At 71.6% G+C, this 10,986-nt stretch carries 10 protein-coding genes; 6 read left to right on the plus strand and 4 right to left on the minus strand.

All coding sequences use genetic code 11. The features are described from left to right. Positions 1-201 precede the first annotated feature (201 nt). Both AC4OXY_RS30520 and AC4OXY_RS30525 read left to right on the plus strand, forming a co-directional pair. A complete protein-coding gene (locus AC4OXY_RS30520) occupies positions 202-1,215 on the plus strand; it encodes an ATP-binding cassette domain-containing protein (RefSeq protein WP_356026293.1) in 1,014 nt (337 codons plus the stop codon). After that, positions 1,212-2,069 (plus strand): ABC transporter permease, encoded by an 858-nt coding sequence (locus tag AC4OXY_RS30525; RefSeq protein ID WP_362818352.1) that lies wholly within the window; start codon positions 1,212-1,214, stop codon positions 2,067-2,069. Before AC4OXY_RS30520 ends, AC4OXY_RS30525 begins: the two co-directional genes overlap by 4 nt. A gap of 81 nt (positions 2,070-2,150) precedes the next feature. Here AC4OXY_RS30525 and greA read toward each other — a convergent pair whose 3' ends face one another. Both greA and AC4OXY_RS30535 read right to left on the minus strand, forming a co-directional pair. Continuing rightward, positions 2,151-2,651, minus strand: a complete 501-nt coding sequence (greA, locus tag AC4OXY_RS30530) for a transcription elongation factor GreA (RefSeq protein ID WP_356026298.1) — start codon at positions 2,649-2,651, stop codon at positions 2,151-2,153. A 171-nt stretch (positions 2,652-2,822) separates the two neighbouring features. Then, on the minus strand, positions 2,823-3,221 hold the full coding sequence (locus AC4OXY_RS30535) for a DUF4307 domain-containing protein (RefSeq protein ID WP_356026300.1): 399 nt from the start codon (positions 3,219-3,221) through the stop codon (positions 2,823-2,825). Between the two features lie 103 nt (positions 3,222-3,324). Between AC4OXY_RS30535 and mca the strand changes: the two genes are divergently transcribed. Continuing rightward, entirely contained in the window at positions 3,325-4,206 is an 882-nt protein-coding gene (gene mca / locus AC4OXY_RS30540) for a mycothiol conjugate amidase Mca (protein ID WP_356026302.1), read from the plus strand. After that, positions 4,199-4,438 carry a hypothetical protein gene (locus AC4OXY_RS30545; protein WP_079173157.1) on the plus strand — a complete coding sequence of 80 codons (240 nt, stop codon included), beginning with the start codon at positions 4,199-4,201 and terminating at the stop codon, positions 4,436-4,438. The genes mca and AC4OXY_RS30545 overlap by 8 nt, the downstream gene beginning before the upstream one ends. A 9-nt stretch (positions 4,439-4,447) precedes the next feature. Here the strand turns inward: AC4OXY_RS30545 and AC4OXY_RS30550 are convergent, their stop codons facing one another. Continuing rightward, complete coding sequence (locus AC4OXY_RS30550; RefSeq protein ID WP_491991411.1) at positions 4,448-7,651, minus strand: tetratricopeptide repeat protein; 3,204 nt, start codon at positions 7,649-7,651, stop codon at positions 4,448-4,450. Between the two features lie 76 nt (positions 7,652-7,727). Continuing rightward, positions 7,728-8,138: a hypothetical protein gene (locus tag AC4OXY_RS30555; protein ID WP_362818356.1), complete on the minus strand. Its 411-nt coding sequence runs from the start codon at positions 8,136-8,138 to the stop codon at positions 7,728-7,730. 172 nt (positions 8,139-8,310) lie between these two features. Here AC4OXY_RS30555 and AC4OXY_RS30560 point away from each other — a divergent pair, with 172 nt between their 5' ends. Both AC4OXY_RS30560 and AC4OXY_RS30565 read left to right on the plus strand, forming a co-directional pair. Next, on the plus strand, positions 8,311-8,901 hold the full coding sequence (locus AC4OXY_RS30560) for an ArsR/SmtB family transcription factor (RefSeq protein WP_356026310.1): 591 nt from the start codon (positions 8,311-8,313) through the stop codon (positions 8,899-8,901). Next, on the plus strand, positions 8,882-10,918 hold the full coding sequence (locus AC4OXY_RS30565) for a thioredoxin domain-containing protein (RefSeq protein ID WP_491991412.1): 2,037 nt from the start codon (positions 8,882-8,884) through the stop codon (positions 10,916-10,918). Before AC4OXY_RS30560 ends, AC4OXY_RS30565 begins: the two co-directional genes overlap by 20 nt. Positions 10,919-10,986: the final 68 nt, after the last annotated feature.

The following is a 10,986-nucleotide window of genomic DNA, read 5'->3' on the forward strand; positions in this document are numbered from 1 at the left end:
CCCCTACGGTCACTCGTTCGAGTAAGCCCTCGTAATCCGTCGTCATCCCTCTTGAGAGACGCGATACATCGCGTTATGGTGTGTCGTGTGCCGCCGGACCGCCTGCCCGCACCGGGAAAACCGCAGGCGTATTCGAGCGTGCATACCTACGCTTTCCCGGAGAACTCCGGACGTCCCATTCCCGACGACGTGGAGACAGACATGCCAGGCGCCATCTATGCCGAAGGCCTGGTGAAGACCTTCGGCGACGTAAGGGCTCTGGACGGCGTCGACCTCGATGTGCCCGAGGGCACGGTGCTCGGCCTGCTCGGGCCGAACGGCGCCGGCAAGACGACGGCCGTCCGCTGCCTGACGACCCTGCTGCGCCCCGACAGCGGCAAGGCGGTCGTCGCGGGCGTGGACGTGCTCAAGCACCCCGACACCGTGCGCCGTTCCATCGGCCTGTCCGGCCAGTTCGCGGCGGTCGACGAGTATCTGACCGGCCGGGAGAACCTCCAGATGGTCGGCCGGCTGTACCAGTTGCGGTCGAAGGCGGCCAAGGCGCGCGCGGCGGAGCTGCTGGAGCAGTTCCACCTCGCGGACGCCGCCGACCGACCCGCCAAGACCTACTCCGGAGGCATGCGCCGCCGGCTCGACCTCGCCGCGGCCCTGGTGGTCTCGCCGCCGGTGATGTTCATGGACGAGCCGACGACCGGCCTCGACCCGCGCAACCGCCAGCAGCTGTGGGAGGTCATCAAGCAGCTCGTCTCGGGCGGTACGACCCTGCTGCTCACCACGCAGTATCTGGAGGAGGCCGACCACCTCGCGCACGACATCGCGGTGGTCGACCACGGCCGGGTCATCGCCAAGGGCACCTCCGACCAGCTCAAGGCCCGCACCGGCGGCGAGCGCGTCGAGGTCGTGGTGCACGAGCGCGAGCACATCGCGACCGCCGCGCGGGTGCTGCGGGGCTTCGGCAAGGGCGACACCACCGTCGAGGACCACACCCGCAAGCTCACGGTCCCGGTCACCGGCGGCGCGAAGCTGCTCGCCGAGATCATCCGGGAGCTGGACAGCCGCGGGATCGAGATAGACGACATCGGGCTGCGCCGCCCCACCCTCGACGACGTCTTCCTGTCGCTGACGGGACACGTCGCCGAAGCGGACGGCCCGGACGCCCGGGACGAGAACGACGACGAGAGCCGCCCGCGGGGCGGCAAGGAGGCCGTGAAGTGAGCGCCGTCACCGACGCCGTGCGGGTGGCACCGCCGGGAAACCCTCTCGTTTGGTCCGTCCGCGACTCCATGGTCGTGGCGCAGCGGAACCTGATCCGCATGTCCAGGATCCCGGAGATGATCATCTACGGGCTGATCCAGCCGATCATGTTCGTGGTGCTGTTCACCTACGTCTTCGGCGGCTCCATGCAGATCGGCGGCAGCACCAGCGCCGTCGACTACAAGAACTTCCTCATGGCGGGCATCTTCGCGCAGACGGTCACGTTCGCGACGGCAAGCTCCGGTGCCGGTATCGCCGACGACATGCACAAGGGGCTCATCGACCGCTTCCGCTCCCTGCCGATGGCGCGGGGCGCGGTGCTGACCGGACGCACGCTCGCCGACCTGGTGCAGACGGCCGTCACCCTGGTCGTGCTCGCCGTGGTCGCCCTGCTGGTCGGCTGGCGCGTCGGAACCCACGGCGACACCAACGTCGCCAAGGTCCTCGCCGCCTTCGGCCTGCTGCTCCTGCTCGGTTACGCGTTCACCTGGATCGGCGCGCTGATCGGCATGTCCGTCCGCACCCCGGAGGCGGCCACGTCCAGCGGACTGATCTGGCTCTTCCCGGTCACGTTCATCTCCAACGCCTTCGTGGACCCCGGCCACATGACCCCGTGGCTGCGGCACGTCGCCGAGTGGAACCCCTTCAGCGCCACCGCGCAGGCCTGCCGCGTGCTCTTCGCCGATCCCGGGCAGTCCACCTCGCACGCCTGGCCCATGGAGCACCCGGTCTGGGCCTCGCTGATCTACTCCATATTGATCATCGCCGTCTTCCGCACCCTCGCGGTCCGCAAGTACCGCTCGGCCACCGCCTGACGGCTCCGGGCACGGCGAAGCCCCCGGTGTCCACGGGATCCGGCGGACACCGGGGGCTCGATGCCAGGAAGGGCCGGTGGGTCAGCCCGAGTACGGCTCGGCCTTCAGGATGCGCACCGAGGCCTTCTTGCCGTTCGGCAGCTCGTACTCCGCGTCCTCACCGACCTTGTGGCCGAGGACGCCGGAGCCGAGCGGGGACTGCGGCGAGTACGTCTCGATGTCGGTGCTCGCGTACTCACGGGACGCGAGCAGGAACTCAAGGGTGTCGTCCTCGTCACCGTCGAAGGCGATCGTGACGACCATGCCCGGCGCGACGGCGCCGTCGGCGGAGGTCGCAGCCTCGCCCACCTGAGCGCTCTCAAGAAGCTGGGTCAGCTGCCGCACACGCAGCTCCTGCTTGCCCTGCTCCTCCTTGGCCGCGTGGTACCCGCCGTTCTCGCGCAGGTCGCCCTCCTCGCGCGCGGCCGCGATCTTGGCGGCGATCTCCGTGCGCGCAGGACCAGTAAGGTACTCAAGCTCGGCCTTGAGCTTGTTGTACGCCTCCTGGGTCAGCCAGGTGACGTTCTCGCTGGTCTGGGTCACAGGGTGCTCCTCGTCGGTACTGGGAATACAAAGCATCGCCCTACCCAGAAGAATGTTCCCTCTTGGATGGGCGAAACCACGAGCCTAACAATTCACGGGCCAAAGGGGGAGGACATAAGCCATCAGAATCACATCAACGCAGGTCAGCATGTGCCTGTTGGGGGTGATGGATCAACCCGTGTGACAGCCGAGCAGCTCGGCCGTGGTGCCCTTCGCCGTCGTACGGAGCGTGACGACCTTGTCGATCCGCGTGGCCCTGCCGTCGAAGCGGAAGTCCGCGCGCCCCACCTCGGAGCCGTCCGCGGCCTGGGAGCGCAGGGTGCAGTAGCCGTCGGTGCCGGAGTCCTTGTGGACCTCCAGATGGACCTGGACCGCGTTGCCGGAGGCCTCGAAGGTGATCACCTGGGCGCTGATCTTGGTCTCGGCGACGTAGTGGTAGGCGAAGTAGCCGACGAGGGAGAGCAGGAGGGCGCCCAGCACCACGGCGGCGACCCGGAGCTTGCGGTCGGCACGCTCGTCCGAGGAGCGGCCGTAGCGGCCCTCGGGCAGCCGCGCACTCGCCGTACTCATGATCGTCCTCTCCGCGGAATTATTCGCCCCCCGATTCGGTCACTATAGAAGCCGCCGAACGCACCCCAAGCCGCGGGGCGCCGACTTAACCAAGGATTGAGTCTTGACTGACCAGCTGCGACTGATGGCCGTACACGCGCACCCCGACGACGAGTCCAGCAAGGGCGCGGCCACCATGGCGAAGTACGTGTCCGAGGGGGCCGACGTCCTGGTGGTGACCTGCACCGGGGGAGAGCGCGGGTCCATCCTCAACCCCAAGCTGCAGGGCGACGCGTACATCGAGGAGCACATCCACGAGGTGCGCAAGAAGGAGATGGACGAGGCCCGCGAGATCCTCGGCGTCGGGCAGGAGTGGCTCGGCTTCGTCGACTCCGGCCTGCCCGAGGGCGACCCGCTGCCCCCGCTGCCCGAGGGCTGCTTCGCCCTGGAGGACATCGACAAGGCGGCCGGCGAACTGGTCCGCAAGATCCGCGCCTTCCGCCCGCAGGTGATCACCACCTACGACGAGAACGGCGGTTACCCGCACCCCGACCACATCATGACCCACAAGATCTCGATGGTGGCGTTCGAGGGCGCGGCGGACACCGAGAAGTACCCCGAGAGCGAGTACGGCCCGGCCTACCAGCCGCTGAAGCTCTACTACAACCAGGGCTTCAACCGCCCCCGCACCGAGGCGCTGCACCAGGCGATGCTCGACCGCGGACTGGAGTCGCCGTACGGCGAGTGGCTCAAGCGCTGGAGCGAGATCGAGCGCGTCGAGCGCACGCTGACCACGCACATTCCGTGCGCGGACTTCTTCGAGATCCGGGACAAGGCGCTGATCGCGCACGCCACGCAGATCGACCCGGACGGCGGCTGGTTCAAGGTGCCGATGGAGCTCCAGAAGGAGGTCTGGCCCACGGAGGAGTACGAGCTGGCGAAGTCCCTCGTCGATACATCCCTCCCCGAGGACGACCTCTTCGCGGGCATCCGCGACAATGCCTGATATGAGCGCAAGCGTGAGCCTGGCAGTGACGCACCTCGTCCCCCTCGCCAAGGAGGTGGACGAGAACAAGGTCACCCCCGGTGTCCTCGGCTTCATCGTCTTCGCGGTGATGGCCCTGGCCGTGTGGGGCCTGATGAAGTCGATGAGCAAGCACATGGGCAAGGTCGACTTCAAGGAGGCCTCCGACACGAAGGCCGAGCAGAAGGCGGACTCCGCGGCGCAGCGGGGCTGACCCGGGGCGTCAGCGCCCCGCCGGTACCGCCACTCCCATCACCTCGCGGGCGTGGCGGTCCGGTGTCATGCGCAGGCGCCAGGCCTGCCAGCCCGCCTCCAGGCTGGCGCCCCGCTCCAGCAGCACGGCGTACGCCGCGAGGCCCTCGGCCAGCTTCTCGTCCCGCAGGGGATGCGAGGCGCGGGCCAGCTGGGCCAGTTCCTCCTGGGCGACCGCCGTGCCCACCTCCGTACCGCCCGGTGCCGCGTACGGCAGCAGGGTGCAGCGCAGGAAGCGGGCCCAGTCCTCACCGCGCAGGTCGCCGTAGGAGGCGAACAGGTCCCGTGCCTCGTCGCACAGGGCCAGCGCCGCCTGCGTGCGCGCGTTGCCCGCGTCGACCACGGCCAGTTCCAGGCAGGTCCACGCCTCGCCGTGGGCGACGCCGATGCGCTGGAAGTCGGCGCGGGCGTCCACGAGGAGCTGGCGGGCGAAGCCGGAGTTGCGCAGCGAACCGGTCTGCGCGGCCCGCTGGTCCCGGGTGACCCGGGCCGAGTGGTGCCGGGCGCAGGCCAGGCCGTAGACGTCCCGCATGCGGGAGAACATGGTGCGCGACCGCTCCAGGTCGCGCACCGCCTGGTCCAGCTCGCCGGACTCCTCCAGTGCCTGGCCCAGGTAGTACAGCGTCCACGCCTCGCCGCGCGCGTCCTCGTTCTCCCGGTGCCGGGCGCCCGCCTGCCGCAGGCCCTCGACGGCCGGCGCGGCGTCGCCGTCCACCAGGCGGGCCCGGGCCAGCTGGGTCAGCGCCCAGGCCTCGCCGCGCGCGTCACGCGTCTGCCCGTACCGCTCCAGAGCGGTGCGCAGCTCGGTCTCCGCGCGCGGTACGTCGCCCATGCGCAGGGCCAGCTGGCCGAGCTGGAAGTGGGCCCAGGCCTCGCCGTGCACCGAGCCGCCCTCGCGGTGCAGGACCAGGGAGCGGGTGAGCAGCTCCAGCGCCTCCGACAGCCGGGCCCGGTCGCGCTGGACGGCCGCGAGGGCGTGCATCGTCCAGGCCCGGTCGGTCGCCAGCTCCGGCGATGCCTGCAGGTCCAGCGCCTCCTGGAGTTTCGCGGCGGCCTCGGTGAGGTTGCCCTGGTGGTGCAGCGTGATGCCGAGCGAGCACAGGGCGCGGGCCGCGCCGGCGTCGTGATGCGCCTCCCGGTACAGGTCGACCACCGAGGCGAGGGTGGTGCGCGCCTTGTCCAGCTCGCCCAGCTGCCGGGCCGCGATGCCGGTGCGCCACTGCACCGAGCGCATGAGCAGCCCCTCGTCCACGGCCTGCGCCAGCTCGCTGATCTCACCGAGCCGGTACAGGTCGCCGCGCAGCAGGCAGTAGTCGCACAGCGCGCCCAGCAGGTTCAGCACCGCGGCCTGGTTCACGCCCTCCGCCTGGCGCAGGGCCGCCGTGATGAAGCTGGACTCGTCGTCCAGCCAGCGCAGCGCCTCGTCGAGCGAGGTGAAGCCGTGCGGGCCGAACTGGTGCGAGCGCGTCGACATGTTCCCGTCGACCAGGCGCAGCACCGAGTCGGCCAGATCCGCGTAGTTCACGATCAGCCGTTCCTGCGCGGCCGTGCGCTCGGCCGGGTCCTCCTCGTCCAGCAGCCGGGCCTGGGCGAAGACGCGCACCACGTCGTGCAGCCGGTAGCGGTTGCCGCGCACATGGTCGAGGAGTCCGGCCCGGGCGAGGGCGGTGAGCCGGCGGGTGGCCTCGGCCTCGTCCGTGGCGAGCAGTGCGGCGGCCGCCGCGACGCCGAGCGAGGCGCGCCCCGCGAGCGCGAGCCGTCGAAGCAGCCGGCGCTCGGGCTCCGGCTGGTCGCTGTAGCGCAGCCACAGGGCGCGCTCCGCCGGCTCCACCGGGCCGTACGCGCTCAGGTCCGCCGCCAGTTGCCGGGGCGAGCGGGGGCCGAGCGCGGAGCCCGCGACGCGCAGCGCCAGCGGCAGACCGCCGGTCAGGTCCCGGATCCGGTCGGCGGAGTCGGCGTCGTAGGGGCCCGAGGCGTCCTCGGCGGCGGCGTTCAGCAACTCCTCGGCGCCCGCCGCGTCCAGCGCCTCGACCGGCAGGTGGTGCACCCAGGCGGGCAGGTCCGCGGGCAGGTCGAGGTCCGTGCGGGCGGTGACCAGGACCAGGCTGTCGGAGCGCTCCGGCACCAGGGCCCGCACCTGCTCCGGGTCGCGGGCGTCGTCCAGCACGATCGTCACCGGCAGGCCGGTCAGGTGCTGGTGGTACAGCTCGGAGAGCCGTTTGAGCTGCTGGTCGGGGGACGAGCGCTCCCGGAACAGCAGTTGTTCGCGGGGTGCGCCGAGCCGGTTGAGCAGGTGCAGCAGGGCGTCGCGGGTGGGGAGCGGAGCCTGCTCCTGGCCGCCGCCGCGCAGGTCCACGACCACGGCGCCGCGGAAGTGGTCCCGCAGATCGTGCGCCGCGCGCACGGCGAGCGTGGTCCGGCCGGAGCCGGGCTCGCCGTGCAGGACGACCACCGTCGGCCGGGTCTCGGTGGCCGCGCGGGCCGCCTGCGCCCACTGGCGGATCCGCGCCAGCTCCGTCCTGCGGCCCGCGAACCGGCCGTCCGGCTCGGGGAGTTGGCCGAACGACTGCTCCAGCACCGTGCGCCTGCGGGCCGCCGCGCTCTTGTCCGCGCCGCGCAGGGTGGGGCTCGTGGTCTTCTTCGGGCCCGTGGAGGCGCTGAGCATCCGCTGCTGGTCGAGGAACGGGCGGATGCCCCGCACCTCCAGCGCGGTCAGCCACTGCAACCGCAACTGCTCGGGCCCGCCGGGCTGCCCCGTCGCACCGGCGTGGTGGTGGGCGGCGGGCAGATGGGAGCCTGCCACCCTCACCACGGAGGCGGCGGCACCGGCCACGCCCGCGGCGACGCCCGTGCCGACGGCCGTACCGGCGCCGGTGCCGAGGGACAGGTCGGTCACCGCCGCGGCGACCGCGGCAACGGCCGCCACCAGTAAGGAGGTTCCGGCCCCCGCGCGGCCGTAGCGCTGAGCGAAGGTCAGCCGTCCGGCCTCGGTCTCGTCGAGCGCGTGGGTGTACGCCTCGTACTCCTCGCCGGCCGCCCCCGCCATCGCCTCCAGCGCGCCGCGCGCCCGCGACAGCAGTATCTGCCCGTCGATCCGGCCGCCCGAGCGCCGTACCTCCTCCTCCACGGCCCGCACCAGCAGCCGTTCGGCCTCCGCCCGATGGTTCTCGCGCATGTCCCGTCCCCTCCGGCGGCAATGTCCTTGCCTACGAGTGTCCTTCGGGCGGGACGAGATGGCGAGGGTGCGACGATCACCGGAGGGGTGAGGGTTTCGTGCCGACGGCCGGCCGGCGGTGGCGGTCCCTGGCCAGGGCGAAGTGGACGCACGCTCCCGCGAGGGCCGCCTCCGCCACCGCGCACAGCAGCGCCTCGGCCAGTGGGGCGCCGGTGCCCGCCGTCGTTATGTCGAACCAGGCGTCCAGCACCGCCGCCGACGCCGTCGCCGAGGCCGTGAGCCGGGCGCGGGGGTCGGCGCGCAGGCCGAGCAGGGCCGTCGCCGCACAGCCCGCGGCCATGAGGACGTCGAGGCCGATCCAGGCCAGCGGCCAGTTGTCCACCTGTGCGCTGCCCGGCAGTGTCATGGCCAGCACCACCATCCACGGCACCAGCAGCACCGCCGACGATCCCAGCAGGACCAGGGCCCATTTCCCGCCCATGCTCATGTCCCCCTCGCCACCTCTCCCGTCCCTGGTCTCCGCGTCTCCGCGTCTCCGCTCTCCGGACTGTGGACTGCGGACTGCGACTGTCTTCACCGTAGACTGCAGAGAAAGTTCTGCAAATAAATCTCGGCAATTATCAGGGACGTCTCAGGGTTCTCAGGGTTACGGTGGCGCCATGACCGACGGCATGCCCGAGATGACCAGCCTGGAGCGCACCGCCCTCTACAAGTCCCTCGGCAATCCGCTGCGCCGCCGGATCCTCGAATACCTCGGCCGGCACGGCGAGGCGAACTCCACCGTGCTCGCCCGCGAACTCGGCGAGAGCTCCGGCACCACCAGCTACCACCTGCGCAAACTCGCCGAGCAGAAGCTCATCGAGGAGATCCCGGAGAAGTCCGGCGGGCGGGAGCGGTGGTGGCGGTCGCTGCCGTTCAGCCACACCACCCCCGACCCGGCCACCATGGCCCCCGAGGAGTACGCGGCCGTCGCGGAACTGGCCCACCTCAAGATCGAGTTCGACTCCGCCCTCTACCGGCGCGCCCACGAGGAGTACCGCGGACCCGAGGGCTGGGCCCAGATCCAGCGCCACGGCACCTGGCTGACCCGGGAGGAACTGCTCGCGTTCATGAGGGAGTACCACGCGCTGCTCGACCGGTTCGGGCACGCGCGCGAGGGGGCGCCCGAGGGGGCGCGCCCGGTGATGATGCGTTTCTACGCCCTCCCCGAGCCCGTGGGAGAGTGGAGCGGTGAACCGACTGGCGCATGAGACGTCCCCGTATCTCCTCCAGCACGCCGACAACCCCGTCGACTGGTGGCCCTGGTCGGCCGAGGCCTTCGACGAGGCCCGCAGGACGAACAGGCCCGTGCTGCTGAGCGTCGGATACAGCAGCTGTCACTGGTGTCACGTGATGGCGCACGAATCCTTCGAGGACCACGCCACCGCCGAGTACCTCAACGAACACTTCGTCAGCGTCAAGGTCGACCGCGAGGAGCGCCCCGACGTCGACGCCGTCTACATGGAGGCCGTGCAGGCCGCCACCGGGCAGGGCGGCTGGCCCATGACCGTGTTCCTCACCCCGGACGCCGAACCCTTCTACTTCGGCACGTACTTCCCGCCCGCGCCCCGGCACGGCATGCCCTCCTTCCGGCAGGTGCTGGAAGGGGTCCGGCAGGCGTGGGACACCCGCAGGGACGAGGTCGGCGAGGTCGCCGGGAAGATCGTGCGCGACCTCGCCCAGCGGGAGATCAGCCACCAGGGCGACCGGGTGCCCGGCGAGGAGGAACTGGCGCGGGCGCTGCTCGGGCTGACCCGGGAGTACGACCCGCAGCGCGGCGGATTCGGCGGGGCGCCGAAGTTCCCGCCGTCCATGGTGCTGGAGTTCCTGCTGCGGCACCACGCGCGCACCGGCGCCGAGGGTGCGCTGCAGATGGCCCGGGACACCTGTGAGCGCATGGCCCGGGGCGGGATCTACGACCAGTTGGGCGGCGGGTTCGCGCGGTACTCCGTCGACCGCGACTGGGTCGTGCCGCACTTCGAGAAGATGCTCTACGACAACGCGCTGCTCTGCCGCGTGTACGCGCACCTGTGGCGGGCCACAGGGGCCGATCTCGCCCGGCGCGTCGCCCTGGAGAGCGCCGACTTCCTCGTCCGTGAACTGCGCACCGAACAGGGCGGGTTCGCCTCGGCGCTCGACGCCGACAGCGACGACGGCAGCGGACGGCACGTCGAGGGGGCGTACTACGTCTGGACGCCGGAGCGGCTGCGCGCCGTCCTCGGGGACGCGGACGGCGACCTCGCCGCCCAGTACTTCGGCGTGACCGACGAGGGCACCTTCGAGCACGGGCAGTCCGTCCTCCAGCTTCCCCAGCAGGACACCCTCTTCGACGCCGGGAAGATCGCCGCCATCAGGGAGCGGCTGCTCAACGAGCGCCGGCAGCGGCCCGCGCCCGGACGGGACGACAAGGTCGTCGCCGCCTGGAACGGGCTCGCCATCGCCGCGCTCGCCGAGACCGGCGCCTACTTCGACCGGCCCGACCTGGTCGAGGCCGCCCTCGGCGCCGCCGACCTCCTCGTGCGCGTGCACCTCGACGAGCACGCCCGGCTCGCCCGGACCAGCAAGGACGGCCGCGCCGGTGCCAACGCCGGGGTGCTGGAGGACTACGGCGACGTCGCCGAGGGCTTCCTCGCGCTCGCCTCCGTCACGGGGGAGGGCGTCTGGCTCGACTTCGCCGGGCTGCTCCTCGACCACGTGCTCACCCGTTTCGCCGACCCGGACACCGGCGCGCTGTACGACACGGCCGCCGACGCCGAGCGGCTCATCCGCCGCCCGCAGGACCCCACCGACAACGCCACCCCCTCCGGCTGGACCGCCGCGGCGGGCGCGCTGCTCGGCTACGCCGCGCACACCGGCTCCGAGCCCCATCGGACCGCCGCCGAGCGGGCGTTGGGGGTCGTCACCACGCTCGGGCCGCGTGTGCCGCGGTTCATCGGCTGGGGGCTCGCCGTCGCCGAGGCCCTGCGCGACGGGCCGCGGGAGATCGCCGTCGTCGCAACCGGCACCACCCCCGACAAGAGCGCAACGGCCTTGCACCGCACCGCACTTCTGGGCACCGCCCCCGGTGCCGTCGTCGCCGTGGGCGCGGCGGGGAGCGACGAGTTCCCGCTTCTCGCGGACCGCCCGCTCGTCGAAGGTCAGCCCGCGGCCTATGTCTGCCGTAACTTCACGTGCGAGGCGCCGACGACCGATCCGGAGCGGTTGCGTACGGCCCTGAACGAGCACTGAGCTGCGGACACGCACGGCAGGCGGTAAGCGGCAACTGTCCGAAAGTGAGCGGGTGTTCGGATAGATAC

The sequence above is a fragment of the Streptomyces sp. HUAS MG56 genome (genome assembly GCF_058673395.1).